Genomic DNA, 26,696 nt, shown 5'->3' with positions numbered 1-26,696 from the left:
GGGCCGCCAAGCCGACCCTGACCCGGCGTCTGACCGGGTGAAGCCGTGTCGCCGGCAGCCCCCGGCCCCCGGTTTCGGCTCCTGGTCTCGGCCCCCGGCCGTGGCGTCTCCCGCTCGTGCCTTCTGGGCGCGGAGGGGGAGGGTCAGGGGGAGGTGACCCAGGCGCCGCGCTTCATGACGCGGTGGACGGTGAGGTCGTCGTCGAGCACGACGAGGTCGGCGTCCTTGCCGACGGCGATGGAGCCGACGCGGTCGTCGATCCCGAGCACGCGGGCCGGCGTGAGCGAGGCCATCACGGCGGCGTCGGCCACCGGCAGCCCGGCCTCCCGCACCGTGCGGCGGAAGGCGACGTCCATGGTCAGCGTGCTGCCGGCGATGGAGCCGCCCTCGACCAGCCGGGCGGCGCCGCCGGAGACCTCGACCTCCATCGAGCCGAGCCGGTAGGCGCCGTCGCCCATGCCGGCGGCCGCCATCGCGTCGGTGATCAGAACCGCGCGGCCGGTGCCCGCCGCCCGGGCGGCCAGCCGCAGCATCGCCGGGTGGACGTGCAGGCCGTCGTTGATCAGCTCGACCGTGACCCGCTCGTCCTCCAGCAGCGCGGCGACCGGGCCCGGCTCGCGGTGGTGCAGTGACGGCAGGGCGTTGAACAGGTGGGTGGCGACGGTGCAGCCGGCCTCGATGCCGGCGATCGCCTGGTCGTAGGTGGCGTCACTGTGCCCGAGAGCGGCGATCACGCCGTCCGAGGCCGCCGCGCGGATGGTGTCGAGCCCGCCGGGCAGCTCGGGCGCGATGGTGAGCATGCGGACGTGCCCCCGCCCGGCCTTGAGCAGGTCGGCGAGCTCGCCGGGCGACGGCTCCCGCAGCAGCGCGGGGTCGTGCGCGCCGCAGCGCGACCGGGCGATGTAGGGCCCCTCGAAGTGGATGCCCGCGAGCAGCCCGTCGTCGCACAGATCGGCCAGGGCGGCCGTGGCGCGCGCGATGTCGGCGAGCGAGGCGGTCACCAGGCTCGCCATGATCGTCGTGGTGCCGTGGGCGGCGTGGAAGGCCGCGATGCGCCGCGCCTCGTCCGGGTCGCCGGACGGGAACGACCCGCCGGCGCCGCCGTGGGTGTGGATGTCGACGAACCCGGGGACGACGTACCGCCCGGCCAGACCGTGGCCGTCGCCGTGCGGGGCGTGTCCGCGGCCGATATGGGTGACGCGCCCGTCCTCGATGGTGATCCAGCCGTCGTGCACACCTGCGGGGGTCACGACGCGGGCGTCGGCGAGTGTGATGCTCATGAGGACAGGATCACAGATCGGCTCAGGTGAAGCGGCTGGTCGGGGTCCAGTCCGAGGGCCTGGGCGCGGGCCACCGCGACGCGCTGGATGCGGACCAGTTCGGCCATCGGGTCGGTGTCGCGGCTCACGAAGGCGCCGCCCGTCTCGCGCACGTCCTCGGCGAGGCCTTCCGGAGCCGGGCCGAGCATCCAGGTCACCCGGCCGGGGCCGGCGATGCTGATCGGGCCGTGGCGGTACTCCATCGCCGGGTAGGCCTCGGTCCAAGAGCGGGACGCCTCGCGCATCTTGAGCGCAGCTTCCTGCGCGAGCCCGTAGGTCCAGCCCCGGCCGAGGAAGGTGAACTGCTCGGCGGCGACGAGGGCGTCGGCGACAGGTTCGGCGATCGCGCGCTCGGCGTCGGCTACCGCCTGGGTGAGGTCCTCGCCGAGGTGGGCGCGGAGCAGGGCGAGCTGGGTGGTGGCGAAGCGGGTCTGGACGACGGACCGTTCGTCGGCGAAGTCGAGCACGACGACCTCGTCCGCAAGCGCCATCACGGGGGTGCGGGGGTCGGCGGTGACGACGGTCGTCGCGGTGCCGTCGAGGCGGCGCAGCAGGTCGAGCACCTCGGTCGTGGTGCCGGACCGGGTCAGCGCGAGGACACGGTCATAGGCCCGGCCGGCCGTGGCGTGCACGGGTGCGCGACCTGCGGCGGGGCCGTTCCCGGCACGGCCGGTCGAGGGGGCTGAGGTGCGGGTTCCGCCGGAGGGATCGGAGGTGCGTATCCCGCCGGAGGAGTCGGAGGTGCGTATCCCGAGGGAGGGATCGGGGGTGCGGGTTCTGCCGGAGAAACCGGAGGCGCGGGTCCTGGCGGAGGAACCGGGGGCGAGAGGGGCCTCGGAGGCGGCGAAGGCGTCGGTCTCGCCATGGCCGGCACGCTCGCGCAGCACGGCGTACGCCTGGGCGATGAACCAGGAGGTGCCGCAGCCGACGACGGCCACGCGCTCGCCGGGCCGGGGCAGGGCGGCGGTGGCGGCCATCTCGGCCCCCCGGAGCCAGCAGGCCGGCTGAGAGGCGATCTCGATCTCGGTGTGCGTCGTCACGGGGTCCGCTTCCTCATGCTCGATCTCTTCCGCCGTTCTTATCACTTCGGACATCGCCCTCCTCGGCGCCCACGGCATCGGCCTCACGGCGGGGCGCCTTGGGGGTGCGGGTCTGGACGATACGCGGACGGGGAGGCGGACGGCGCCGGTGGTGCGGGTCTGGACCGGGTAGGTGGGTGGCGCGCCGGTGGTGCGGTTCCGGAGTGGGTTGGTGGGCGGGGGCCGGTGGTGCGGGTCTGGACCGGGTTGGTGGTTGGCGCCGGTGGTGCGGTTCCGGAGTGGGTTGGTGGATGGGCGCCGGTGGGCGGGACCGGTGGTGGGGGTTTTGGAGCGGGTTGTGGGGCGGGTGCCGGTGGCGTCCGCTGGAAGGGGGTAGATGCTCAGGCGGCGGGCACAGAGGCCGGGCGGGAGAGGGCGGCCTGTGCGAAAAAATCTACCGGGCGGGACGCGGGGCGGGTGTGACCGCTGGTGAAGCAGGACAGCCGTGAGCCGGTCCGGTGACGGCCCACGCCGACCCCGGTGGAGTACGCCTACCGCATGCTGGTATCTACTCACGGGTAGAAATCGGGACACGACGCGACGAGCCGCACCCCAGGGGGTCGCAGATGACAGCGCACACGGCCGGAGCCTCCGACGCCGGCGCCGAGATGAGCGCCGCGCCGGACGCGGCCGAGAAGGCGGGCGCGGGCGCCGAGCGCGCCGACTCGCAGATCCGGCGGGAGGGTGCTCAGGTGGAGATCCGCGGCGGCGGCATGCATTCGGCGCGCATGGGACCGGCCGAGCGGTCGGCGGCGCTGACCCGCATGGCCGACCCCGACCACGAGCTGGACGTGTTCGTGGTCGGCGGCGGTGTGGTCGGCTCAGGGGTGGCGCTGGACGCCGTGACCCGCGGGCTCACGGTCGGACTGGCCGAGGCGCGTGACTTCGCCTCCGGCACCTCGTCGCGCTCCTCCAAGCTCATCCATGGCGGGGTGCGCTACCTGGAACAGCTCAACTTCGACCTGGTGCGCGAGGCGTTGCAGGAGCGGGCGCTGCTCCTGCAACGCCTCGCCCCCCACCTGGTCCGTCCGGTGCCGTTCCTGTTCCCCCTCACCCACCATGTCTGGGAACGGCCCTACGTCGGCGCCGGCCTGACCCTGTACGACACGCTCGGGTTCTCCACCGGGCTGAACCGGGGTATGCCGGGGCACCGCCATCTGTCGCGGCGCCGGGCGCTCCGGCTCGCGCCCGCGTTGCGCAAGACCTCGCTCACGGGCGCGGTCCAATACTGGGACGCCCAGGTGGACGACGCGCGGTACGTCACGACGATGCTGCGCACGGCCGCCTCGTACGGGGCGCATGTGGCGTCGCGCACCAAGGTGGTCGGGTTCCTGCGCGAGGGAGAGCGGGTCACCGGCGTCCGGGTGCGCGACCTCGAGTCCGGCGCGGAGCTGAACATCCGCGCCCGGCAGGTGGTCAACGCGACGGGCGTGTGGACCGACGAGATCCAGGAGATGGTCGGCGGGCGCGGTCAGATCCACGTCCGCGCGTCCAAGGGCGTGCACCTGGTGGTGCCGCGCGACCGCATCCACGCGCTGACCGGCATCATCCTGCGCACGGAGAAGTCCGTGCTGTTCGTGATCCCCTGGGGACGCCACTGGATCGTGGGCACCACCGACACCCAGTGGTCCCTGGACAAGGCCCATCCGGCCGCCTCCCGCGAGGACATCGACTATGTGCTCGACCACGTCAACGAGGTGCTCTCGGTGCCGCTCAGCCGCGACGACGTCGAGGGCGTGTACGCGGGGCTGCGCCCGCTGCTCGCCGGGGAGTCGGAGGAGACCTCCAAGCTGTCGCGTGAGCACGTGGTGACCCATCCGGTCCCCGGCCTGGTGATGATCGCCGGCGGGAAGTACACGACGTACCGGGTCATGGCCAAGGACGCGGTGGACGCGGTGGTCCACGGGCTCGACCAGCGGGTGCCGGCGTCGTGCACCGACACGATCCCGCTCGTGGGGGCCGAGGGCTATCAGGCGCTGTGGAACTCGCGCCACCGGCTCGCGCGCTCCTCCCGGCTGCACGTGGCGCGCATCGAGCACCTGCTGCAGCGGTACGGCTCGATGATCGACGAGGTCCTGGCCCTGATCGAGCAGGATCCGTCGCTGGCCCGGCCGCTCTCGGGGGCCGACGACTACCTCCGCGCCGAGATCGTGTACGCGGCGACGCACGAGGGCGCCCGCCACCTGAACGACGTGCTCGCGCGCCGCACGCGCATCTCGATCGAGACCTTCCACCGGGGCACCGCCGTCGCCCAGGAGGCGGCCGAACTGCTGGCCGGGCCGCTCGGGTGGGACGCCGACCAGGTCAAGCGCGAGGTGGAGTACTACGCCAAGCGCGTCGAGGCCGAGCGGGCCTCGCAGGAGCAGGACACCGACCAGGAGGCCGACGCCATCCGCCTGGGCGCCCCCGACATCGTCCCGGTCTCCGAACCGGAGACCAAGCCCGTCTGATCCCTTCCCCCGGCGCCGCCGGCGCGGGTGGCGCCGGTCAGCCGGTGAAGGGGATCCAGGCCTGGTCGGCCAGAGTGCCGGCGTCGCTGGCCTTGAGTCCCGCGTCCGACAGGGTCCACAGGGTGTCGCCGATGATCAGGCAGCGCCGGATCGTCGGGGTGGAGGGCGCGAAGCCCTTCGGGCTCTTCTCCTTCGGGTGGGTGATCGTGCCGCGGCTGGTGATCGCGTCGTCCCCGACCTTCAGCACCAGGGCCGCGGTGCTGTAGTCGCCGATCCGGCCGCCCCAGTTGCTGAGCGGGAGCATGGCCAGCCCGGTCGCGGGCCAGTACAGGAACGCGTGGGGGTCCCACTCGGCCTCCGAGCCGGAGTTCTTCTGGTGGAACCGCGCGAGACCGGCGGGCTTGGACGGGTCGCTGACGTCGAACAGGGAGACCTGGGTGCCCAGCGTCCTGCCCTGCGCGCTCGCCTCCTGCCCGACGCCGATCAGCCGTCCGTCGCCGGCCGGGTGCAGGTAGGCCGAGTACCCGGTGATCTTCAGTTCGCCGGTGACCGCGGGCCGCGCGGGGTCGCGCAGGTCCAGGGTGTACAGCGGGTCCACCTGCCGGAAGGTCACGACGTACCCGGCGGGGCCGATGAAGCGCACCGAATAGATGCGCTCGCCCTTGCCCAGGCCGGTGACCTCGCCGATCTTGGCCAGCGTGCGGGCGTCGAGGACGTAGACCCCGCTGAAGTCGTCGGCCGCGGCCTTGTTCAGGCCGCCGGACGAGGTGGTGGCGACGCGCAGGTTCCCCTCGTACTCCGACAGCGAGTACTGGTTGAGCAGCCGCCCGGGCACCGCGCCGGAGGCGGCGTACTCGGGCGCCCCGGTCCCGCTGATGTCGAACCGGTGCACCTCGGTCAGCTCGGGCGGCTCCTGCTCGGCCGTCCCGCCGGGCGAGCCGGTCGGGTCCACGCTCGGCGTCGCCGAGGTCGGCGCAGGCGCCGGCGTCGCGGTCAGGGGAGGCGCCGGGCTGCCCGGGCTCGGCGGCGGGCTGCCGGTCACGGTCCCGGTCGCCTCCGGGTCGGGCAGCAGCGAGGGCATCGACGGGTCGTTGCTCGGCTCGATCTTCTCCGCGGGCGGCGTGCCCGGCTGGTCCTTGGGCGCGACGGTCGCGCCGTTCTCGTCCGGCGCCGCCGTCGTGCCGCTCTGGCTTGGCGCCGCCGTCGTGCCGCTCTGGCCCGGTGTGACCTCCACCGGGGGCGGCGCGGGCGTGTCGTCGATCATGGCCCGGGACCACCAGCGGGGGTTGCTGGTGACGTACAGGCTGGTGGCGGTGCCGTACACGGTGTCGCCGTCGGCGGCCACGCTGACCGGCTCGACGCCGTCGAGACCGGGCCCCGCGAGGTCGATCGTGTGCAGGGTCATCATCGACGTCCCGGTGTACTGCCTGGGGTGGCTGACCTGCTCGCAGGTGACCTTCCGCTTGCGGGCCCGGCCGTCGGGGCCGGTGACCTCGTACGCCGGCAGCCACGCATCGACCGGCGCCGCTCGCACGATCTGCCGGTTGCGCTCGGTCCGCTCGGCCTCGGTCTCGTCCGGGCGGGGCTGGTGGGTGAAGTCGATCTCCGGCTGGGAGCGGACGACGACGCGCACGGTGGAGCCGACCATCCGGGCGTCCACGTGCGACCCGGAGGTGGCGATCGACCCGAGGATCTTCATGGCCGCAAGGTCGACCAGCATGTACTCGGGGCCCGTGAAGTCCGCGCGGGCGGAGCGCCTGTCCATGGCCCCGAACGGCACCATCCCGCCGCCGGAGAACAGGACGAGCGCGCGGTCGCCGTGGACGAGCAGGTCGCCCGGCGCCCACCCCTGGTCGGCGGGGACGAGCCGCAGGCTGCCGGTGACCTTCTGGGAGGCGGCGTCCACGACGCGGAGCACCCCCCGCGCGTAGATGATGATCCGCTCGCCGTCGGTCTTCACCAGGTCGGGCTCGTCGACGCCCGCCTCGTGCACGTTCGTCGTGGAGTGGCTGGGGACGGCGGACTTCGCGTCGGCGGTCGCCCGCGCGTCGGATGACCTGCCGGTGGCGGTGAAGATCTGGCCGGGGCCGATGCCCCAGGGGCCGACGTTCTTCGCGGTCGCCTCGCGCAGGGAGGCGAGCATGTCGTCGCAGCCCGAGTAGGCGACGAGGCGGATGTCGCCCAGCGTCACCGCCGGCCCGCCCTGGGGGGCCGTAACGCTCCCGCCGTCCGTGCACGCCGCCATCAGGAGCCCGGTGGCGACCGCGACGGCGGCAGCCGTGCCGATCGAAGTCCTCATGCCCCTACGACGCATCCGGACCAGGTGCGGTTCAGGATCGGGACGTCTGGGCAGCGACGGGCGCCGATAGACTGTGTGCACCGCGGCGTCTTTCCTTGGGGGTCTTTCCGGTGTCTGAGTTCGACACGGTCCTTGTCGTCGACTTCGGCGCGCAGTACGCGCAGCTGATCGCGCGCCGGGTCCGCGAGTGCCATGTGTACTCAGAGATCGTGCCTTCGACGATGCCGGTGAGCGAGATGCTCGCGAAGAATCCGAAGGCGATCATCCTGTCCGGCGGCCCTGCGTCGGTGTACGCCGAGGACGCCCCCGCCGCGCCCGAGGGGTTGTTCGAGACCGGCGTGCCGACGTTCGGCATCTGCTACGGCTTCCAGGAGATGGCCCGCGTCCTCGGCGGCGAGGTGGCGCAGACCGGCGTCGCCGAGTACGGCGGCACGCCGCTGACCGTGGGCAGCGAGGGCGTGCTGTTCGCCGGTCTCCCCGCCGTCCAGTCGGTGTGGATGTCGCACGGCGACAGCGTCGCCGCGGCCCCCGAGGGCTTCGAGGTCACGGCGTGGACGCCCGACACCCCGGTCGCGGCCATGGAGGACCCCGCGCGGGGCCTGTACGGCGTCCAGTTCCACCCCGAGGTGCTGCACTCCGAGCACGGCCAGGCCGTGATGAAGCACTTCCTCGACGCGGCGGGCTGCCGGCCGTCCTGGACCATGCTCAACATCGTCGAGGACGCCGTCGAGGCCGTCCGCGCGCAGGTCGGCCCCGAAGGGCGGGCGATCTGCGGGCTGTCGGGCGGGGTCGACTCCGCGGTGGCCGCCGCGATCGTCCAGCGAGCCATCGGCGACCGCCTGACCTGCGTGTTCGTCGACCACGGGCTGCTGCGCAAGGGGGAGGCCGAGCAGGTCGAGCGCGACTTCGTGGCCGCCACCGGGGTGAAGCTGCGGGTGGTGGACGCCTCCGAGCGGTTCCTGAAGGCCCTGTCCGGGGTGTCCGACCCCGAAGAGAAGCGCAAGATCATCGGCCGTGAGTTCATCCGGGTCTTCGAGGACGAGCAGCGGGCCATCCTGGCCGACGGGCCGGTCGACTTCCTCGTCCAGGGCACGCTCTACCCCGACGTGGTCGAGTCGGGCGGCGGCACGGGCACGGCCAACATCAAGTCCCACCACAACGTGGGGGGGCTGCCGGACGATCTGCGGTTCACCCTGGTGGAGCCGCTGCGCACGCTGTTCAAGGACGAGGTGCGCCGCGCGGGCGAAGAGCTCGGGCTGCCGCCGGCGATGGTGTGGCGCCAGCCCTTCCCGGGCCCCGGCCTCGGCATCCGCATCGTCGGCGAGGTGACGTTCGACCGGCTGGCGATCCTGCGCGAGGCCGACGCGATCGCCCGCGAAGAGCTGTCCCGGGCGGGCCTCGACCGCGAGATCTGGCAGTGCCCGGTGGTACTGCTCGCCGACGTGCGCTCGGTCGGTGTCCAGGGTGACGGGCGCACGTACGGGCACCCGGTCGTGCTGAGGCCGGTGACCAGCGAGGACGCCATGACGGCCGACTGGTCTCGCGTCCCGTACGACGTGCTGGCCCGCATCTCCACCCGCATCACCAACGAGGTGCGCGAGATCAACCGCGTCGTCCTCGACGTCACCAGCAAGCCCCCGGGCACCATCGAGTGGGAGTGAGGCTTTCCCGGGAATGACCGCCGCATAAGCGATATATCGGGGCAAAGCGGAATGGATGACGGGGTCAGGGGTTTAGAAGGCCGCTGACCGAGTAAATTCTGGCAAATGCTTACGGCCCAGCCGCGCACCGCGCCGTCCCCCTCCGGTCCGGGTCTCCCCGGTCCGCGGCTGGCGTGGCTGGACGCGATCAGAGGCGTCGGAGCCACGGCCGTGCTGCTGGAGCACATGTTCTACCGCTTCCTGCCGGGGCTGCGTCCGGGCTGGTTCAACCTCGGCATGTACGGCGTGCTGGTGTTCTTCCTGGTGAGCGGCTACATCATTCCCGCCTCGCTGGAGCACAAGGGTGATGTGCGGGCGTTCTGGGTCGGCAGGTTCTTCCGGCTCTACCCGCTGTACCTCCTGGTCGTCGGGCTGGTGCTGGTGTCGCTTCCTCTCGTGCCGCTGCGCGGGCCGGTCGTGCCCGACGCGGCCACGGCGGCCGCGCACGCCACCATGCTCATGGACGTGGTCGGCTCGGCCGGCGTCGCCGACACGATGTGGACGCTCTCGTACGAGATGGTCTTCTACCTGCTGGTGACCGCGCTGTTCGTGACGGGCCTGCACCGCCAGAGCGGCGTGTGGGCCGTGGCGTTCGCGCTCGCCGCGCTCGTCGCCGGCCTGCTGCTGGCGGCTCCCGTCCTCGCCCGCGGCCCGGCGGCCCTCGTCGCGCTCGGCGTCTTCGTGGCCGGGCTGGCGTGCGTCACCGCGGCGCCCGGCCGGGTGCGGCGGGCCGGCGCCCTCGTCCTCGGCGGCCTCGCCGTGACGCTGGTGCTGCTCGGCAGCCGCACGCCGTGGCTCGGCCCGGCGATCCTCGCGGTGATGTTCACCGGCACGGTGATCCACCGCTGGGAGCGCGGGCGGTCGGCCGGCTCTCGCGCGATCACCGGCCCGCGCGCGGTCGCCGCGGTGGCGCTCGTGCTGGCGGTCGTCCCGTTCTTCGCCTTCCCGTCAGGGGCATGGGCGTACCCGAGAGTCTGGATCACCACGCTGGCGCTGGTCGCCGCGACCTTCGCGGGCGGCATGGCCCTTCGGCGCCGCACCGTGCCACGCGTGCTCGTCTGGCTGGGGGTGATCAGCTACTCGGTGTATCTGCTGCACCATCCGCTGCTGAAGCTGTTCCTCGCCCTGTTCGGCGACCCCAGAGAGCGGCCTCCCGGCGTCCAGGCGCTGCTGGCCGTCGCCTTCCTCGCCGCCGTGCTCGCGCTGAGCCGGCTGACCTACCGGTTCGTCGAACGTCCCATGCAGGGCGCCGGACGGCGGCTGGCCAAGGCGTGGGCGGCCCCGCGCCCGCGCGAGGCGCTCGGTTCCGGGGGATGAGCGAACATGGGGCTAAGGAGGAACGCGGCATGGAACCGACGCGGGTTCGCGTCCCGGCCAGGCGGCTGGCGTGGCTGCACGGCGAGCTGGCCCGATGGCAGGCGGAGGGCGTCATCGACACGGCGACGGCGCAGCGCGTCTCCGGCCGCTACGTGGCCGGCAGGCGGCTGAGCCTCGAACGCGTCGTCCTGTCGCTCGGCGGCGGTTTCCTCGGCGTCGGGCTCATCTGGATCGTGGCGGCCAACCTGGACCGGCTGTCGCCGCTGACGCGGTTCGCCGGCATCACGCTGGTCTGGATCGCCGCCGCCGTCCTCGGCGAGGTGCTCGCCGGGCCCGCGGCCAGGTCGGCGGCCAGGCTGGTCGCGGTGTCGGCCGCCGGGGGAGTGATCTTCCAGGCGGCGCAGAGCCTGCAGGTCCCCGCCTACAGCTCCAGCCTGCTGGGCGTCTGGGCGGGCGGCGCGCTGGCGTACGCGTACGCGACCCGCGCCGCCGGGCCGCTGGTCGCGGCCGTGGCCATCGGGTCGGTCTGGTACGGCTGGTGGGTCGGCGAGCAGACGGACGCGGCGGGCGGCATCGCGGCGTCCCTGGTGGCGGCGGGCGCGGCGGCGATCTCCCTCGCCGTCCTGCACGAGCGCCGGCCGGCAGGGCCGGCGTCCGGTGAGCGATCCGCCCGTGAAGGCGCCGCGGACGGCGGTGCCGCCGGTGAAGGCGCCACCGGTGAGGGCGCCGCCGGTGAGGGTGCCACGGGTGGGGGCGCCGCCGGTGGCGGGTCTCGGTGGGCCGGCGCCGGGCCGTGGTCGGCGCGGTTCGCAGGAGTGTGGCGGCTCACCGGGTATGTGCTGATCCTGACCGGGCTGTTCGTCGCGGCCTTCCCCGGAGTGAGCCGACAGCAGATGTACGGCTCCGTTGCCTTCTGGGCGGCATTCGTGGCCGCCGCCGTGGCCGTCGGCGCCGCGCTCGCCTTCGGTGACCCGGAGGGCCGCCGCGAGGTCCTCGCCGTTCCGGTCGTGGTCGTCGCCGCGCTGTGCCTGGTCGCCTGGGCCCCCGGCGGCATGGACACGCGGCTCAGCGGATTCACCGCGGAGCAGACGGCCCGGGCCGTGGCGGGCACGCTGGTGTACATCCTCGTGGCGAGCTGGTCCGCCGTCGTCGCGGCGCGGCGCGACGCCGCGCACCTCGTGGTGCTCGCGACGGTCGCCCTGGTGGTGTTCGTCACGGCGCAGAGCTTCGCGGTGTTCCAGCCTCTGCTGTCGGGCGCCGCCCTGTTCCTGGCGCTCGGCGTGATCTTCATCGTCACCGGCATACTGGTCGAGTACGGGCGCCGCCGTCTGATGGAGGCGACCCGATGAGCACCTCACCGTCACCGGAAGAGCGGATGAGCACCCGGCCCACGCGTGGTTCCCGCCGAGCCTTGATCCTGGTGGCCGCCGCGCTGCTGCTCCAGGCCGCGCTGCTGGCCGCGGTGCTGCGACCGCAGCTGTCGGCCAGGGTCGCCGGCGCGGAGTACCGCCTGGCCGCGGGCCCGGTGGACCCGGTCGACCCGTTCAGAGGCGCGTACGTGATGCTGACCTACCCCGGGCTGCCATCGGCCGAGGGCCAGGCGGCGGGACAGGTGTACGTGCCGCTCGTCCGTGACGGCGCCCTGTGGAAGGGCGCCGGCGTCGAGCGGCTGCGCCCGGCCACCCAGCCGTATCTGGCCTGCCGCACGAGCGGCTACGGCGATCTGAAGTGCGGCGTCGACAGCCTGTTCCTGCCCGAGGACAAGGCGCGCAGCGTCGAGTCGGAGCTCAGGGGCGACCGCGCGGCGGCCGTACTGAAGATCGACGGCGCGGGTAACGCCGCGCTCGTCGACGTGGTGGCCCGTTAGCCGCTAGTCGTCGAACTCGCCGTCGCGGACGCCGAGGACGAAGGCGTCCCACTCGGCCGGCGTGAACCGCAGCACCGTGCCGTTGGGGTCGGCGGGGTTGCGCAGCGCGACCGCGCCACCGGAGAGGTACGCGATCTCGATGCGGTCGTCGGACGTGCTTCCGGGGGCGCTGAGCCAGGTGGCGTCCGAGATGTCCATCGCGTACAGCTCGGCCTTCTCATGCCCGTCGCTCATCGTCCGACCTGCCTTCGTCACCGAGGGTTGGGTCACGCGGGCAACGTTAGCAGCCGTCCGGGCCGCAGGACCGGGCATCGGAGCCACCCGGTGGGCGGCATGTCACTTCCAGCCGCCCATGGGGTAGAGCTCGCCGGCGGTGAGCGACCTGCCGCGGAGCAGAGCCGTGACCGGGACGACGTGGTAGCCCTTCTTCTCCAGCGTCGTCAGGATCTTCGGCATGGCCTTCACCGTCTCTGGCCAGACGTCGTGCATGAGGACGACGCGGTCGCGTTTCGCGAGGCCGAGGACCTTCTTGGTGATGGCGGCGGTGTCGCGCAGCTCCCAGTCGCGGCTGCTGCCGTTCCACAGGATCTGCGACAGCCCCAGCTCGGCCGCGATGCCGCCCACCCGCTCGTCGGTGTCGCCGTACGGCGGGCGCATGAGGTCGGGCGACCTGCCGGTGGCCTTCTCGATGACGTCCTGGGTGCGGGTCAGCTCGTCCCTGATGTCGTCGTCGGGCAGGGACGGCAGGTGCGGGTGGTCGTAGGTGTGGTCGCCGATCTCGTGGCCCGCGCGGGCCATCTTGCGCGCGACCGACGGGTACTTGACGACCTGGCCGCCGACCAGGAAGAAGGTCACCTTCGTGTGATGCCGCCTGAGCACGTCCAGCAGCTTGGAGGTGTAGCGGCCGGGGCCGTCGTCGAAGGTCAGCGCGATGCACTTGACCTTGGCGCAGTTCACCTTGGCGCCCGCGGCGAAGGACGCGGCGGCGCCCGTGGCCGTCGAGCCGGCGACCGTGGCATGGGCGGCCGTGCCGGTGGCCTTCGTGCCGGTGGCTTTCGTGCCGGTGGTCGCGTCGCCGGTGGCGGCCATGGCGGCGGGTCCCGCCGCCAGTGCCAGGGTGGTCGCGACCACGATCGGTGTCCAACTCCGCATCGAATGTCCTCCTTGGCTGTGCGCGCGTCACCATATCCCAGCCGTACTACTAACCGGATAAGTCGCTCTATATCGGCATGGGTCCGGCACCAGGGGTGGAGCGCCGGGAACGCTCCCGGCGAGGCGCGGCACGGCCTCGTGCGAGGCGGGGTCAAGGCCTCAGGAGCAGTCGCCGGTGCCGGTCAAGAAACCATCTAGAGATCTCATGTTAGTTACAGGCGGTGAGTTTCAGGTGACTTCACGTGGCCATGCTGGCAGTCATGAGGTCCTATTCGCTCGATGACGTCCTCGCGACGCGCAAACGCAGAGACTCATGGTGGACGGTGTTCATGGTCGACCCGGTGGCCTGCCGGGTGGCACTGTTCGTAGCGAATCGCACCGAGATCACCCCGAACGCACTGACGCGCTTCTCGCTGGTCCTCGGCATGGTCTCCGCGGCCTGCTTCGCCGCGAACCAGCTGGTGCTCGGCGCGGCGCTGTTCTACGTGAGCTTCATGGTCGACTGCGTCGACGGCAAGATCGCGCGGCTCAAGGGCACCGGGACCCCGTTCGGACTCTGGCTCGACTATGTCGGCGACCGCATCCGGGTGGTCTGCTGTGCCGCGGGCCTCGCCTACGGCCAGTACGCCGCGACCGGCCGGCTCGCGTACGTGCTGCTCGGCGCGGGCATCGCCATCTTGGACCTGTTCCGCTACGTCAACGCCCCGCAGATGAAACGGGTGCGCCAGACGGTGAAGGCGCGCAGGCGCGCCGCCCGCCGCGAGGAGCTCGACGCCGTCCGCGACGCCATGGCCGTGGAGTCGCTGGCGCAGGACCCCGAATACGACAGGCTCTACGCCGCCGGCGCCCGCGCCGGTGAGCCGCACGACCCGTGCTGCCGCGACGCCTGCGGCACCTGCGAGATCTACGAGCCGTACGACCAGCTCACCGACCCGTCGTACCGGTTCGAGGACGCGCCGCCCGGGCCGTACCCGCCACAGGCGCTCGAGGATGAGCCGTCCGGGTCCGGCGACCACCCCACCGAGCCCTACGCCGGGCCGGTCATCCCCCGGCAGGCCTCCCCGTCCAGCGAGTACGGCCAGGCGTACCGCTACGACCGCGCGGCGCCGTTCGACCAGGCGTCCCCGTACGGGCAGACCTCCCCGTTCGACCGGGTGTCACCGTATGACCGGGCGTCACCGTATGACCGGGCAGGCTCGCACGGCCCCGGCGGCGCGTCCGGCCAGGGGACGCCGGACGCCCGGGCGGCGGTCCACTCGCATGCGGGGCTCTACCACCAGATGCCGCAGCCGCCGGAGGCCGACGAGCCGCCGGCCGATCTGCGCCGGCGCCTCGGCGGCTTCCTCGCCCGCCACCGCGTGCGCACGCACCTGATGAGCGGCATCGAGTTCCACGCGGCCGTGTTCGTCCTCGGCCCGGTGCTCGGGCCCTGGGCGCTGCTGCCGGTCACCGCCGGCGCCGGCGGCCTGCTCGTCCTCAACGAGATCTTCCTGGTCTACCGCATGTGGCAGTCCACCCGGGCGCTCGCGGCGGGGTCCGCGCACACGGCTCCCGGCCCGGACGACGAACGGCACGTACGGACCGATCCGTTCTTCACGGGGGTGTAGATCATGCGATCCGACCGTCCGATCTTCGTCATCGGCTGCCCGCGCTCCGGCACCACGATGCTGCAGCTCATGCTGCACTCGCACGAGCGCATCGCGGTGCCGCCGGAGACCCGTTTCCTGCTGCCGGCCTACTTCCACCGGCGCCTGCACGGGGACATGCGCGACGCGGAGAACCGCCGCGCGCTGGCCAAATGGATCGCCACCGACAAGAGCACCAGGTTCGGCGAGCTGGGCCTGGACCGCGCGGCCTACGTCCGCAGGGCCGTCGAGGGCCCCGGGTCGCTGGGCTCGGTGATCGGCGAGGCGTTCCGCGCGTACGCCGAGCGGTTCGGCAAGCCGCGCTGGGGCGAGAAGCGGCCGTGCTACATCAAGCACGTGGACGTGCTGCTGCGGCTCTTCCCCGACGCCCAGTTCGTCCACCTGGTCAGGGACGGGCGCGACTGCGTCGCCTCGCTCAAGGAGATGCCGTGGTACAACCTCGACGTCTTCCACGCGATCGCCACCTGGGCCGAGGCGGTCGACCTCGGGCGCCGGTGCGCCGAGCGGCTGCCCGCCGGGTCCTACTACGAGCTGCGGTACGAGGACCTGACCGCCGGCCCGCAGGAGGAGCTGGTCAAGCTGTGCCGTTTCCTCGGCGAGGACTTCGACCCGGCGATGTGCGAGCCCCGGCGCATGGCGACGACGGCGGTGCCCGCCCACAAGGTGTGGCACAGCAACACCCACCGGGAGGTCACCCAGGCCAGGGTGGGCAGCTGGGCCACCCGGCTGGAGCCGTGGGAGCTCGCGCTGTGCGAGCGGGTGCTCGGCGGCCGCCTGCGCGACCGGGGGTACGAGCCGGCGGGCGGCCCGCGCCCGTCGGCGGCGCAGCTGCTCGCCTACCGCAAGACGGTCACCAGGCGGTGGCTGTCCCGGTGCGACAAGCTCGCCCGCGACCAGGTGAACCGGCGCCGCGAACCGGGCCCGGTGGCGGCCATGCTCACCTCGGGGCAGCTGTCGTCGGTGACCGTCCCCGCACCCCGCCTCTCGGCGCATACCCTCATCGACCGCTGACAGAGCCGGTGGAGGCGGGCGCCTTTCGGTGAGGCCCGGCCGGCATCAGGCGCCCGCGCCGGGCTTTCAGCGGCGGACGTGGGCGAACAGGATCTCCCAGCGGTCAAGGACGTTCTCCAGCCGGAACGCCGCCGCGTGCGCCCGCGCCGCGGCGCCCAGACGGCGCCGCCGTGCGGGATCGGCCATGAGCGCGCTCAGCGCGGCGGTGAACGCGTCGACGTCCGCGGGCGGCACCAGCACCCCGGTCGTGCCGTCGAGCACCAGCGACCGCACCCCGCCCGAGACGTCGAAGGCCACCGACGGCATGCCGTACGAGGCCGCCTCGCCCACGACCAGCGGGAGCCCTTCGTGCTCGCTGGAGAGTCCGAGGACCGCCCCGTTGAGGAACTCCCTGCCGATCTCCGAGGCCGGCACCCGTCCCCGGAACACCACGCGGTCGGCGACCCCGAGCGAGGCGGCGTGCGCTCGCAGTCTCGCGAGCTCGGGCCCGTCGCCGATCAGATGCAGCTCCCAGCGGCCCCGCGTGCGCCCGGCGCGCGCGAACGCCGTGATGAGCCGGTCGAAACGCTTGACGGGGGCCAGGCGGCCCATGCCCAGCACCCGCGGCACGTCCAGGAAGGAGGTCTTGTCCGGCCAGGCGCGCAGCGGGTTGGGCAGGTGAGCGGTGTTGGGCAGCAGCGCCTCCTCGGAGAACCGGCGGGCGTCCTCGGGACTGAGGAAGACGGCCTGGTCCAGGGCGCCGTAGTCCCGCCGGACCGAGGCGAAGTGCGCGGTGCCCCGGGCGTGCTCGAACGAGCCGTGGTACTGCCCGATGGAGCGCAGCCGGGGCGGCAGCAGGCCGGCCAGCCAGACCACCGCTCCCGGCGAGGTCAGCACCGCGTACCCGGGGCCGACGGTGGACAGCAGCCGGGCCACCCGGCCCCGCGCCACCCACCGCGCGCCCTCGCCCACCGGCCGCCGTTGCACGACGTGCCGCTCGTACAGCGGCCGCTCGACGTACCGGAACGGGTCGGACGCCCGGTGCAGGCCGATCACGTGCACTTCGTGTCCCCGCATGGCCAGCCCCTGGGCGACCGTGTGGGTCACCTGCTGGACGCCGCCGAGCGTGTCGGCGTCCATGCAGGCGAACACGACCGCGCTCATGCGCCTCTATCCCCGGGCAGTTCCCCGGTCTCCGCCGGCAGGCCGGAGAAGAAGGCGTCCACCACGCGCGGGGTCGCCTTGCCGGTCTCCTCCGAGCAGAACAGGGCGGCGAAGTCCGCGTACCGCTCGGCGTACTCCGCCTGGACCGCCGGAAGGTCGCGCAGCGCGGAGATCAGCTCAGAGGTGGACGTCAGGACGGGGCCGGGGGCGATCTCGCGCAGGTCGTAGTTGAGGCCGCGCTCCATCCGCACGTAGTCGTCGTGGTCGTCGGCGTAGAGCAGGATCGGCCGCCCGGTGCAGGCGTAGTCGCAGATGATCGAGGAATAGTCGCTCACGAGCACGTCGGAGGCCAGGATGAGGTCGTTCACCTCGGGATACGACCCGGCCGGCCGCACGAGGCGCCGCACCCGCTCAGGCACCTTGAAGCACTCGGCCGGATGGGTGCGCAGCACCAGCACCCACTGGTCGGCGAGCGCGTCCGCCAGCGCGTCCAGGTCGAGCCGCACCGACGCGCCGCTCCGCTTGGCCAGGTCGCGGTAGGTCGGCGCGTAAAGCAGCACCCGGCGGTCGCCGGGGATCTCCAGCGCCTCGCGCACGCGCGGCCCCGCCGAGGGGTCCCCGTTCACCAGCACGTCGCACCGCGGCGAGCCGAAGCCGAGGACGGCGCCGGTGTACTCGTTCGACGGCACGAAGACGCGCTCGAACTCCGGGCCGGGGGAGACCAGCGCGTCCCAGCGTGCCACGCCCGCCCGCCACCGCTCGCGGGGGCCGGGGAAGTCCCCGCGCAGGTCGGGTGACTCGAACCCGACCGTCTTCAGCGCCTGGCCGTGCCAGGTCTGCAGGTAGCGGGTGCCCTTGGGCTTGGGGAAGTCCAGCGGGAACCCGTGGCTGTCCACCCAGTAGCCCGCCCGGGCCATGGTCCAGACGTACCGCCAGCTCATCCGCCGTACGAGGGGCACGCCGCCGGGAAATCCCGCCGCGTCGGCGCGCGCCGACCAGCGCACCCTCAACCGCAGCCCCCGGCGGCGGATCTCCTCGTGGATGTAGCGAGGATTGCCGGTGTAGGCGGCGCCGACGTCGGACTCGAACAGGGCGAGGTCGCGGCGGCGCGGCACCACCTTGATCAGCCGCCGGTACACCCACAGCTTCAGCCTCGCGTCCCCGGCCAGGGCGCGCAGCGAGCGCAGGCGCGCGGCGCGGCGCAGCGTGTCCGACGGGCGCCAGGAGACGCGCAGGACGGCGCTGTCGCCGGAGGGGGCGAGCGTGACCTCGTGCATCCCCACCGTGAGGGTCAGGGGCGGGGTGGCGGGGTCGACCAGCAGGCGGTCGCTCGTGCGATGGCCGTCCGGGCGGACGTAGGCGATGCGCACGTCCCGTCCGCCGTCGAAGCCCAGGCGGCCGAGCCTGGCGCCGGCCAGGTCCATCTCCACCCGCGTGAGATAGCTGCCGTCCGGCTGGCGCCGCGGCTCCAGAGGCACCCGCAGGCCCTTGACGGTGAGCTCGGCGACGGTCTCCCAGCGGCGCAGCACGGCGAAGGGGTCGTAGGTGCGGACGGTCATCGACACGACCGTCCCCCGGCAGGAGATCTCGCCGGCCTCGTGCCGGATCCGGGACGCGGTGAACGGGAGTTCGGCCAGCCGCAGCGGCGTGATGTCCAGGCCGGGGTCGGCGCGCGTGCCCCAGTACGTCCGGCCGTCCACCCGCAGGGCGTGGCGGGGGGCGGCCTTCGGGCCGGTCAGCGAACGGGCCGCGACCCGCAGGTCCTCGGCGCGGTCGAGGCCGATCAGGTGGCAGCACACCCTGGTCATCGGCTCGGCTCGCTGGAGCGCCCCCGGCTCCAGTTCGTCGAGGTAGGGGCGCACGACCGAGGTGAACTCCTTGATCCACACCTTGCCGTGGCGCGGCAGCTTGTTGAGGTAGACGCGCAGATCCTGGGAGAGGAAGCGCTGCTGGCGGTGCCCGACGAGATCCGAGCAGCCGTTGTCGCGCAAGATCGCGTCGCTGATCTGCGCGGCGCGCACCCGGTGGCGGACGTTGTCCATGTCGCCGGTGGAGAGGGAGATGGAGGTCTGGTCGGCTGCACGGCGCCACAGGTAGACCACCCACGGCACGATCGCGAAACGGCGGGCCGCGCAGAACAGCGCGGCGGTGAAGACATGGTCCTCGTAGTGGATGTTCTCGGCGAAGCGCAGCCCGTGCTCGCGCAGGAACGCGGTGCGGTAGAGCTTGTTGGTGGCGAACCCGTCCAGGAACAGGCGCGGCTCGGCGCGGACGCCGTCCACCACCCGGCGCGGCCGGTAGAGCTCGGGGCGGTACCGCTGCGTGCGGCCGGTGGCCTCCACCAGCCGCGAGATCTGCCCCGCCGCGAAGTCGGCGCCGGTGCGCCGCACCTCCAGCAGCAGGCTCTTGCAGGCGTGCCTGGTCAGCTCGTCGTCGCTGTCGAGGAACATGACGTGCGGCGCGCGCGCGGCGTCCAGGCCGGTGTTGCGCGGCGCCCCGCAGTGGCCGCTGTTGACCTGCCTGCGGATGTACCTGATCCGCGCGTCGTCCAGCCCGGCGACCACGGCGGAGGTGTCGTCGGTGCTCGCGTCGTCGACGACGATGAGTTCGAGGTTGCGAAGCGACTGGCCCAGCACGGACGCGATGGCGCGCGGCAGGCGGGCGGAGTCGTTGAAGGTGATGAGCACAACGCTGACGTCCGGCTGCATGGTTGGTCTCCCGAGTCGGCATTGACCCTGACCGGGGTATTCCCGGACGGATGCCCCTGCCGTCCGCCGCGGCGGAGTGCTGACCGGCGCTTGCCTCGACCTTTGTCACCCTGGGGCGCACGGCGGGACGGCCGTGGCGGCGGCGCGATATCACCTTCGTCACGGATTCGGTGGTTTGAGTGGCATATATCGCCTACTTCATGACGATTCCCGTTAACGGGGGAGTCATGATCTTCGGCAAGGCTGCGGATGTCGCCCCTTGACCCCCCGGGAGCCCCGCATGCCGCACCTCGACCGACGATCCTTCCTCGTGACCGGCCTGGCCGCGGGCGCGATCGCCACCATCCCGGCGTCCGCCGCGCTGGCCGCCCCCGACCCCGCCGCCGAGACCGCGCAGAGCCTCGCGAGCAGAGGACTGCGCTCCGATCCCTTCACGCTGGGCGTGGCCTGCGGCGACCCCGACCACAGCGGCTTCGTCATCTGGACCCGCCTCGCCACCACGCCGCTCGCCGAGGACGGCATGGGCGGCATGCCCGCGCGGCCGTTCCCCGTCCTGTGGCAGGTGTACTCCGACGAACGGTGCCGTCGCGTCGTGCGCTCGGGCGTGGCCACCGCCGCCCCCGAATGGGGGCACAGCATCCACGTCGAGGTGGACGGCCTGCCCTCCGGCCGCGAGTACTGGTACCGCTTCCGCGTCGGCCCCTACCTGTCACCCGTCGGCCGTGCCCTCACCGCGCCGCACCTGATGTCCTACGGCGGGGCGCTGTCCATGGCCTTCGTCTCCTGCGCCCAGTACGAGCACGGCTACTTCACCTCCTACCGGCGCCTAGCCGAGGAGCACCCCGACCTGATCCTGCACCTCGGCGACTACCAGTACGAGTACACGAAGGACACCTACACCATCCCCGGCGGCAACGTCCGCGACCACGAGGGCCCCGAGACCGAGACGCTGGCGAACTACCGCCAGCGGCACGCCCAGTACAAGGCCGACCCCGACCTGCAGGCCGCGCACGCCGCCGCGCCGTGGCTGGTGGTGTTCGACGACCACGAGGTCGACAACAACTGGGCCGACGAGGTGCCCGAGAAGCCCGAAGTGCCGCAGCCGAACTTCCTCGCCCGCCGCGAGGCCGCGTTCCGGGCCTACTACGAGAACATGCCGCTGCGCCGCACCTCCATCCCGCGCGGCATCGACATGCAGCTCTACCGGCGGGTCCGGTGGGGCCGCATGGCCACCTTCCACATGCTCGACACCCGGCAGTACCGCGACGACCAGGGCTGCGGCGACGGCTACAGCGACTGCCCCGCCGCCGTCGACCCGGCCCGCTCGATCACCGGCGCCGAGCAGGAGGCGTGGCTGCTGGACGGCTTCCGCAAGTCCCGCGCCCAGTGGGACGTCATCGGCCAGCAGGTCTTCTTCGCCCAGCGCGACAACAACGCCGGCCCCGCCAAGGTGACCAGCATGGACGCCTGGGACGGCTACGTCGCCTCCCGGCAGCGCATCACCGAGGGCTGGGTGGACGCCAAGGTGCGCAACCCCGTCGTGCTCACCGGCGACGTGCACGCGCACTGGGCCTCGGACCTCAAGCTGGACTACGACGACCCGACCGGCCCCTCCGTCGGCTCCGAGCTGGTCGCCACCTCGATCAGCACCGGCGGCGACGGCGTGGACTCAGACCCCGCCACCCACCCCTACCTGGCCATCAACCCGCACCTCAGGTTCTACAACAACCAGCGCGGCTACGTGCTGACGAAGATCGAGCGCGACCTGATGACCGCCGACTTCAAGGTCCTGCCCCAGGTGCGGGTCCCGGGCTCGGAGGCCTACACCCGCGCCACCTTCGTCATCGAGGACCGGGTCCCGGGCGTCCAGCAGACCTACCTGCGCCCGCTCGACGGCACCTCGCTGCGCACCCGCCAGATGACCGTCCAGGACACCGTCGACTGGGAGACCGAGCGCCCCTGACCCCTCCGTCCGCCCGGCGATCGCCGGGGACTACCGCGCCTTGATCATCCGGCGTAGCAGCCAGGCGATGAAGACGACGAGGGCCAGGCCGGCGACCACCGGGGCGACGCGCTTGAGCACCGGCACTCCGGCGATCTCCAGCAGGTCCAGCGCCTCCTCCTCGGCGGTGCGGGACGTGCGGGCGGTCCCGGCGGGGTGCACCTGACGGCCCGCGGCCTCTTCGGCGTACGGCGGCTCGTAGGAGTCGGGCACCGCGGTGAGGTGCCGCGCGGGCTGCTGCTCGGAAACGGCGGGCTGATCCCCTCCCACGGGGATCACCTCGGAGAGCGTCTCGCCCTCGCCCTCCAGGGCGGCGGGCTGGTTGAACGGGGTCGTGGCGGGCTCGCCGGACAGCGGCGGGGCGCTCACCCCGATGCCGGCGGCCTCCGCGGCCTCGGCCGCCGGAGCCGCGCCTTCAACGGGCTCCGCCGTCGCCGCGGCGCTCTCGCCGGACGTCGTGGCCGTCTCCGGCGCAGGGGTCCCCGCGGTCGTCTCCATGGTCGTCTCCGGCGCCGGGGCCTCCGCGGTCGGTGTGTCCGGCGCGGTGGCCTGTGGCGCCGTGACACCGGCGGCCTCTCCGGGCGCCTCGTTCAGCAGCGCGGCCAGATTCGCCGCGAACCGGTCGAGCAGTTTGGCTCCGACCTCGGCCATCACCCCGCGGCCGAACTGCGCGGGACGGCCGGTCACGTTGAAGGAGGTCTCGACCTTGACCCGCGTCCGGGCGCCTTCACCGGACAGCGCCGCGCTCACCGTGGCGCTTGCCGTGCCGGTGCCGCGCGCCTCCTTGCCCGTCGCCTTGAGGGTGAGCGCGTGGGAGTCCTTGTCGACCGCCTCGAAGCGGGCCTCGCCCCGGTAGGTCACCGTGATCGGGCCCACCTTGACCTTCATCCGGCCGGTGAAGACGTCGCCTTCCGCGGTGTCGAGCGCCGCTCCCGGCAGGCAGGGGGCGACCCGCTCGACGTCGAGGAGGACCGACCACGCCTGCTCGAGGGGTACGGGGACCGTGAACTCGTGCTCGAACCGCATCGTCATCGACCCGCTCCTCATCCAGGTGCCGCCCAGCCGGTGCACAGTCGACGGCCCTTGTCGCTCTTGCGAGATTATGACCGCCCACACCTACCTTGCTACCCCAGTGATTCACCACCCATCACCCATCCCCATCCCATCCGCGCCTCGGTTCGGGCGCGGCGGGCCGCCTCGGCGATTCACCGGCGCACGCACGCGAGCCCGGCCCGAATGAGGGACACGACGCGTCTCGTGCCGTCTCGATTCCAGGAAGGCACAGGTCACACGACGACCCTCCATCGCTCAGGGGTGGGGAAGGCGGGCGGTCCGAAGGAGGCGAAGCGGCCGGAGGCCCCCGTGGTGTCCCGGACTCGATTACCGGCCATACGTGAGGCCGTATACCCCCTGTATCTGACTTTTCCCACGATAAATGCGTAATGCCACCGGCTCCGAAGGTTTTATCGCTGATTCTGGCGAAGTTTTGTTCGACCTTTGCCATTCCTGTAATGTCGCCGCCATGCCCTATCTGGAACACGAGGCTTTGATTCTTCTTTTCAAGAATCGTCCCGCTTTGGCCGCTGAACTCTTGGGCGAGGCGTTGGCTGTGGCGCTCCCCCAGTACAGCCTGGCTGAGATCGAGCCGGGGGACCTGACGGAGTGCTCGCCGGCGGAGTATCGCGCCGATGCGGTGGTGGTGCTGTCGTCGGGTGACAAGCCGGTGCTGGCGGTGGTGGTGGAGGTTCAGCGCGGCCGCGATCCGCACAAGCGGTGGAGCTGGCCGATGTACCTGGCGTCGGTTCGCGCGCGCAAGCGCTGTCCTGCCGTCCTGCTGGTCGTCTGCACCGACACCGGCATCGCGCGGTGGTGCGCGACTCCGATCGACATGGGCCATCCTGGCTGGCGGCTGATCCCGATGGTCGCCGGTCCGAAGGCGGTCCCGGTGGTGACCGACCGCGCGGCAGCCGTCCGTGCGCCGGAACTGGCGGTGCTCTCAGCGGTGGCTCATGGTGGTGATCTCGAGGTCGAGTCGGTTCTTGCGGCGTTGATCGCCGCCTTGTCCGTCATCGACGACGAGCAGGCCCGGTTGTACGCTGATTTCGTGCTGATGATGCTCCCTGAGGCGGCTCGAAAGCATATGGAGGTATTAATGGCTACCGGGACATACGAGTACCAAAGCGATTTCGCGCAGAAATATGTCGCCGAAGGGAAGGCGGAGGGGAAGGCCGAGGCTGTCCTGATCTTGCTGGGTGCTCGAGGCGTCGCGGTCTCCGAGGAGGTTCGGCAGCGCATTCTCGGATGCGCTGAGGCCGCCCGGCTCGACGAGTGGATTCAGCGGGCCGCGACCGCTCGGGTCGTCGACGACCTGTTCCGCTGACACCTGGCCACAGCGGCGGGGCGGCGTCGTCTGAACGTTCGCCGGTGACGCCGAGCGATCTTGCGGTCTCCGTCGTCAGCCCTGCCGGACGTGACCCGAACCGGCCCGCGATCGTCGAAGCGGTGTACAGCCCGCGCCTGACCCACACCGTACGGGCGGTGGCGGCAGAGCCGTCGGGGCGCCTCTGCCGCTCGGCATCCGGGCATCCGGGCATCCGGGGCTCGGCATCGGGCATCCACTTCTCGGCCGCCGAGCGTTCGCGGCTCGGCCGCCGGGGAGGCTCGGCCGAGAGCGGAGATCAACGCGCGTGGGATGCCTGGGCCGTGGTCAAGGTGTGCTCCTCGGCCAGGTGTCGAATTGGACGGGCGCCGCGTTCATCGATTTGTGGAGTTCCTTCGCCCTGTCCACGCAGGCGGGGCAGATGTGTTCCTCGACCGATCTGGCGACGGCTTCCGGTGTCGGCTCACGGAAAGTGCCCGCCACCGTCATGCCGAGCGGAAGGCCGGTGCCGGGATCCATCATGACCGTCATCACGGTCGCGGGGGTGAAGCCGAAGGCGCGCTTGCACACATGACATTTGCCGATTGTCGTGATCTGGTCGTCTGCCATAAAGTGTCTGCCCTCCTCTGTCACACCGTACAACTCCAGGGCGGACGGTGAGCCGTCTCATACCGGCGGCTCTCACCGCTTCTCCGCCTGTCTGATCCTCTCCTTCGCCGTCGGCCCGCCTCGGATGGGAGTGCGCCAGGGGTATGAGGAGAGGGTGCGGGACCTTTCCGGTCACGTGTCACCGCTTGTGAATGTTTCATGCGGAAGGCCTGGACCCGGTGGTGATCGATCAACCTCGGCCGCGAGCTCACGTGTGAGAGAAGTTGCATGTGACGTCGAACTATTGTTATTGAGGTTGATTCGCCGGTTTAGGTGCAAGCGAAGGCCTGGATACCGGGCGGCCGGAATGCCGCAATGGCGTTGGTGCGATCCAGAAATGCTCGCTTGCCGGCAGTGGCGAGCACCCACCATTGGTAGAATTGTCATAATCTGAGTCGAAGCTGATGATCTGTCCGTCTCAACTGCTGAGAAGATTCTGTTCCTCGGCGGGTTCGCTGCGTTAGCGTCTTCGCGGAAGCAAGACGGTGAGCCCGTTTGCCTCGGCGACTATTTCCCTTTCTTCGGTTCTCCTTGGGCGTCGACGGTGATGCCCCCGGTGAGGGATTCGGGCAGCCGGGACGCTGCCTGTGCGCTCCTCAAAAAACCCATTTGTTTCGGTGAGGTTTCAGGTCGTGGAGCAGCTGTCGGTCATTCGCGCACCGTTGACGTTCGGTCAGCTTTCCTTATGGCGGTCGATCCAGAGACTTCCCCCGGAGGCCTGCAATCTGCCACAGACATGGACGCTGCCGGACGGCGTGAGCCTCGCCTCGGTCGAGCAGGCGCTGGAGGCACTGGAGGAACGTCACGAGACCTTGCGCACCCGTTACGAGCCCGAGGGCGAGGGCGACCTCATCCAGGCGGTGTGGCCGCCCGCGCCGGTCCGCCTGGACACGATGGAAGGAGGCGACGACCCCGCCCTGGTGGCGGAGGAGGCCGCCGCGAAGGCCGGGGCCGAGCCTTTCGACCTCGCCGTGGACCGTTCCTGGCGCGCCTGTGTGGTCACCGCCCAGGGAGCCCCCGTCCGCCTCGTCATCTGCTTCCACCACATCGCCGTCGACGCGTGGGCCATCAACCAGCTGCACCAGGAGTTCCTGGGGCTGGTGGACGGGCTGAGCATCCCCGAGCCGGCGCCCAACGGCCGAGAGCTCGCCGCCGAGCAGTGGTCGGCCGAACGGGAGCGCCGGCGGAAGGCGGCGCGGAAGTTCTGGACGGGCATCTTCGAGGCCGCCCCCGCGATGGAGCGGGAGCCCGGGACCGACGCGACCGACGGTGCCGAGGACGCGGCGGCCCTTTCCACCCGCTGGGCGCGGCTCGGTTCCAAGGAGGCGGCCGACGCCGCCCACCGCATCGCCGAGCGCCTGCAGATCTCGCTGCCCTCGGTGGTGCTCGCCGCCTTCTGCCTGGCCGTGCACCGCCGCACCGGCCGCGAACGGCTGCTGGTGGCGGTCTACGCCCACAACCGGAGCGACCCCCGCTGGGAGACTCTGGTCGCCGCCCAGAACCAGATCGTCCCGCTGCTGGTCGCGCCGGAGCCGGGGGAGGACTTCGACGAGCTGGTCCGCCGGGTCCACTGGGACTCCCTCCGCTCCTACCGGCACAGCGCGTACAACGTGGACGACGTGCTCGAGCTGGGACGCGTCCACGGCTACAGCGGCTCGGTGAACGGCACCTTCGACGGATCGGTCAGCGGCTTCTTCCGCTACTTCTTCAACTACCTCGGCCAGTACCAGCAGGAGCACACCTTCGTCCAGGAGGAGATCCAGACCGGCACCGCGGGGCGCAACATCGGGGCTCCCCTCTACCTCCAGGTGCAGGACGGGGCGGCACTCACCTGCACCCTGCGCGAGAACTCGCCCGGCACCGGTTTCGACGACGTCACCGGCCTGCTGTTGCTCCTGCGGGACATCCTGGTGGCCGCCGCGGGCCCGGAGTAGGCCGCGGGCCGCCGCTCCCGCTCGGCCGCAGGGCGCCCAGA

At 72.0% G+C, this 26,696-nt stretch carries 19 protein-coding genes; 10 read left to right on the top strand and 9 right to left on the bottom strand.

Going from position 1 to position 26,696, the window contains the following annotated elements; all coding sequences use genetic code 11:
* Window positions 1-143: 143 nt before the first annotated feature.
* Window positions 144-1,280, bottom strand: coding sequence for an N-acetylglucosamine-6-phosphate deacetylase (gene nagA / locus ACFO60_RS30465; RefSeq protein ID WP_380847066.1), 1,137 nt, complete (start codon window positions 1,278-1,280; stop codon window positions 144-146).
* Window positions 1,277-2,413 carry an SIS domain-containing protein gene (locus ACFO60_RS30460; protein WP_380847063.1) on the bottom strand — a complete coding sequence of 379 codons (1,137 nt, stop codon included), beginning with the start codon at window positions 2,411-2,413 and terminating at the stop codon, window positions 1,277-1,279. Before ACFO60_RS30460 ends, nagA begins: the two co-directional genes overlap by 4 nt.
* Window positions 2,414-3,111: 698 nt before the next feature.
* On the opposite strand from ACFO60_RS30460, the gene ACFO60_RS30455 reads away from it, so the two are divergent.
* Window positions 3,112-4,848 (top strand): glycerol-3-phosphate dehydrogenase/oxidase, encoded by a 1,737-nt coding sequence (locus ACFO60_RS30455; protein ID WP_380847241.1) that lies wholly within the window; start codon window positions 3,112-3,114, stop codon window positions 4,846-4,848.
* A gap of 37 nt (window positions 4,849-4,885) precedes the next feature.
* Here the strand turns inward: ACFO60_RS30455 and ACFO60_RS30450 are convergent, their stop codons facing one another.
* Complete coding sequence (locus ACFO60_RS30450) at window positions 4,886-7,147, bottom strand: beta-propeller domain-containing protein (protein ID WP_380847060.1); 2,262 nt, start codon at window positions 7,145-7,147, stop codon at window positions 4,886-4,888.
* Window positions 7,148-7,242: 95 nt separating this feature from the next.
* Here ACFO60_RS30450 and guaA point away from each other — a divergent pair, with 95 nt between their 5' ends.
* From guaA to ACFO60_RS30430, 4 genes are all read left to right on the top strand, one after another.
* Window positions 7,243-8,808, top strand: a complete 1,566-nt coding sequence (gene guaA, locus ACFO60_RS30445; protein WP_380847057.1) for a glutamine-hydrolyzing GMP synthase — start codon at window positions 7,243-7,245, stop codon at window positions 8,806-8,808.
* A gap of 105 nt (window positions 8,809-8,913) precedes the next feature.
* Window positions 8,914-10,164, top strand: a complete 1,251-nt coding sequence (locus ACFO60_RS30440) for an acyltransferase family protein (protein ID WP_380847054.1) — start codon at window positions 8,914-8,916, stop codon at window positions 10,162-10,164.
* A 29-nt stretch (window positions 10,165-10,193) separates the two neighbouring features.
* Window positions 10,194-11,513: a DUF2157 domain-containing protein gene (locus tag ACFO60_RS30435; RefSeq protein ID WP_380847051.1), complete on the top strand. Its 1,320-nt coding sequence runs from the start codon at window positions 10,194-10,196 to the stop codon at window positions 11,511-11,513.
* Window positions 11,510-12,031 carry a GDYXXLXY domain-containing protein gene (locus ACFO60_RS30430; RefSeq protein ID WP_380847048.1) on the top strand — a complete coding sequence of 174 codons (522 nt, stop codon included), beginning with the start codon at window positions 11,510-11,512 and terminating at the stop codon, window positions 12,029-12,031. The genes ACFO60_RS30435 and ACFO60_RS30430 overlap by 4 nt, the downstream gene beginning before the upstream one ends.
* Before the next feature lie 3 nt (window positions 12,032-12,034).
* Here the strand turns inward: ACFO60_RS30430 and ACFO60_RS30425 are convergent, their stop codons facing one another.
* Both ACFO60_RS30425 and ACFO60_RS30420 read right to left on the bottom strand, forming a co-directional pair.
* The gene (locus ACFO60_RS30425; protein WP_380847045.1) at window positions 12,035-12,265 is read right to left on the bottom strand and encodes a DUF397 domain-containing protein; all 231 of its coding nucleotides are present in this window, start codon (window positions 12,263-12,265) and stop codon (window positions 12,035-12,037) included.
* A gap of 102 nt (window positions 12,266-12,367) precedes the next feature.
* A complete protein-coding gene (locus ACFO60_RS30420; protein WP_380847042.1) occupies window positions 12,368-13,183 on the bottom strand; it encodes a polysaccharide deacetylase family protein in 816 nt (271 codons plus the stop codon).
* A gap of 260 nt (window positions 13,184-13,443) precedes the next feature.
* On the opposite strand from ACFO60_RS30420, the gene ACFO60_RS30415 reads away from it, so the two are divergent.
* Both ACFO60_RS30415 and ACFO60_RS30410 read left to right on the top strand, forming a co-directional pair.
* The gene (locus tag ACFO60_RS30415) at window positions 13,444-14,790 is read left to right on the top strand and encodes a CDP-alcohol phosphatidyltransferase family protein (RefSeq protein ID WP_380847039.1); all 1,347 of its coding nucleotides are present in this window, start codon (window positions 13,444-13,446) and stop codon (window positions 14,788-14,790) included.
* Between the two features lie 3 nt (window positions 14,791-14,793).
* The gene (locus ACFO60_RS30410; RefSeq protein ID WP_380847036.1) at window positions 14,794-15,840 is read left to right on the top strand and encodes a sulfotransferase family protein; all 1,047 of its coding nucleotides are present in this window, start codon (window positions 14,794-14,796) and stop codon (window positions 15,838-15,840) included.
* Window positions 15,841-15,906: 66 nt separating this feature from the next.
* Here ACFO60_RS30410 and ACFO60_RS30405 read toward each other — a convergent pair whose 3' ends face one another.
* Window positions 15,907-16,983, bottom strand: coding sequence for a glycosyltransferase (locus ACFO60_RS30405; RefSeq protein WP_380847033.1), 1,077 nt, complete (start codon window positions 16,981-16,983; stop codon window positions 15,907-15,909).
* Complete coding sequence (locus ACFO60_RS30400) at window positions 16,980-19,691, bottom strand: bifunctional glycosyltransferase/CDP-glycerol:glycerophosphate glycerophosphotransferase (RefSeq protein WP_380847030.1); 2,712 nt, start codon at window positions 19,689-19,691, stop codon at window positions 16,980-16,982. Before ACFO60_RS30400 ends, ACFO60_RS30405 begins: the two co-directional genes overlap by 4 nt.
* 280 nt (window positions 19,692-19,971) lie before the next feature.
* Here ACFO60_RS30400 and ACFO60_RS30395 point away from each other — a divergent pair, with 280 nt between their 5' ends.
* Complete coding sequence (locus tag ACFO60_RS30395; RefSeq protein ID WP_380847027.1) at window positions 19,972-21,654, top strand: alkaline phosphatase D family protein; 1,683 nt, start codon at window positions 19,972-19,974, stop codon at window positions 21,652-21,654.
* A gap of 30 nt (window positions 21,655-21,684) precedes the next feature.
* On the opposite strand, the gene ACFO60_RS30390 is transcribed toward ACFO60_RS30395, so the two are convergent.
* Complete coding sequence (locus tag ACFO60_RS30390; RefSeq protein ID WP_380847024.1) at window positions 21,685-22,725, bottom strand: SRPBCC domain-containing protein; 1,041 nt, start codon at window positions 22,723-22,725, stop codon at window positions 21,685-21,687.
* Between the two features lie 403 nt (window positions 22,726-23,128).
* On the opposite strand from ACFO60_RS30390, the gene ACFO60_RS30385 reads away from it, so the two are divergent.
* On the top strand, window positions 23,129-24,073 hold the full coding sequence (locus ACFO60_RS30385) for a hypothetical protein (protein ID WP_380847021.1): 945 nt from the start codon (window positions 23,129-23,131) through the stop codon (window positions 24,071-24,073).
* A 327-nt stretch (window positions 24,074-24,400) separates the two neighbouring features.
* On the opposite strand, the gene ACFO60_RS30380 is transcribed toward ACFO60_RS30385, so the two are convergent.
* Window positions 24,401-24,682 (bottom strand): hypothetical protein, encoded by a 282-nt coding sequence (locus ACFO60_RS30380; RefSeq protein WP_380847018.1) that lies wholly within the window; start codon window positions 24,680-24,682, stop codon window positions 24,401-24,403.
* A 626-nt stretch (window positions 24,683-25,308) separates the two neighbouring features.
* Between ACFO60_RS30380 and ACFO60_RS30375 the strand changes: the two genes are divergently transcribed.
* Entirely contained in the window at window positions 25,309-26,655 is a 1,347-nt protein-coding gene (locus tag ACFO60_RS30375) for a condensation domain-containing protein (protein WP_380847015.1), read from the top strand.
* The last annotated feature ends 41 nt before the right edge of the window (window positions 26,656-26,696 follow it).

This window comes from Sphaerisporangium dianthi, assembly GCF_042654065.1.
Taxonomy (GTDB): Bacteria; Actinomycetota; Actinomycetes; order Streptosporangiales; family Streptosporangiaceae; genus Sphaerisporangium; species Sphaerisporangium dianthi.
This window is presented reverse-complemented; position numbering and strand designations above follow the sequence as displayed.

Bases quoted from the DNA above. Each gene is read 5' to 3' on its own strand.
- nagA (WP_380847066.1), bottom strand. From the start codon at position 1,280: ATGAGCATCACACTCGCCGACGCCCGCGTCGTGACCCCCGCAGGTGTG.
- ACFO60_RS30460 (WP_380847063.1), bottom strand. From the start codon at position 2,413: ATGTCCGAAGTGATAAGAACGGCGGAAGAGATCGAGCATGAGGAAGCG.
- ACFO60_RS30455 (WP_380847241.1), top strand. From the start codon at position 3,112: ATGCATTCGGCGCGCATGGGACCGGCCGAGCGGTCGGCGGCGCTGACC.
- ACFO60_RS30450 (WP_380847060.1), bottom strand. From the start codon at position 7,147: ATGAGGACTTCGATCGGCACGGCTGCCGCCGTCGCGGTCGCCACCGGG.
- ACFO60_RS30440 (WP_380847054.1), top strand. From the start codon at position 8,914: ATGCTTACGGCCCAGCCGCGCACCGCGCCGTCCCCCTCCGGTCCGGGT.
- ACFO60_RS30435 (WP_380847051.1), top strand. From the start codon at position 10,194: ATGGAACCGACGCGGGTTCGCGTCCCGGCCAGGCGGCTGGCGTGGCTG.
- ACFO60_RS30430 (WP_380847048.1), top strand. From the start codon at position 11,510: ATGAGCACCTCACCGTCACCGGAAGAGCGGATGAGCACCCGGCCCACG.
- ACFO60_RS30425 (WP_380847045.1), bottom strand. From the start codon at position 12,265: ATGAGCGACGGGCATGAGAAGGCCGAGCTGTACGCGATGGACATCTCG.
- ACFO60_RS30420 (WP_380847042.1), bottom strand. From the start codon at position 13,183: ATGCGGAGTTGGACACCGATCGTGGTCGCGACCACCCTGGCACTGGCG.
- ACFO60_RS30415 (WP_380847039.1), top strand. From the start codon at position 13,444: ATGAGGTCCTATTCGCTCGATGACGTCCTCGCGACGCGCAAACGCAGA.
- ACFO60_RS30410 (WP_380847036.1), top strand. From the start codon at position 14,794: ATGCGATCCGACCGTCCGATCTTCGTCATCGGCTGCCCGCGCTCCGGC.
- ACFO60_RS30405 (WP_380847033.1), bottom strand. From the start codon at position 16,983: ATGAGCGCGGTCGTGTTCGCCTGCATGGACGCCGACACGCTCGGCGGC.
- ACFO60_RS30400 (WP_380847030.1), bottom strand. From the start codon at position 19,691: ATGCAGCCGGACGTCAGCGTTGTGCTCATCACCTTCAACGACTCCGCC.
- ACFO60_RS30395 (WP_380847027.1), top strand. From the start codon at position 19,972: ATGCCGCACCTCGACCGACGATCCTTCCTCGTGACCGGCCTGGCCGCG.
- ACFO60_RS30390 (WP_380847024.1), bottom strand. From the start codon at position 22,725: ATGACGATGCGGTTCGAGCACGAGTTCACGGTCCCCGTACCCCTCGAG.
- ACFO60_RS30385 (WP_380847021.1), top strand. From the start codon at position 23,129: ATGCGTAATGCCACCGGCTCCGAAGGTTTTATCGCTGATTCTGGCGAA.
- ACFO60_RS30380 (WP_380847018.1), bottom strand. From the start codon at position 24,682: ATGGCAGACGACCAGATCACGACAATCGGCAAATGTCATGTGTGCAAG.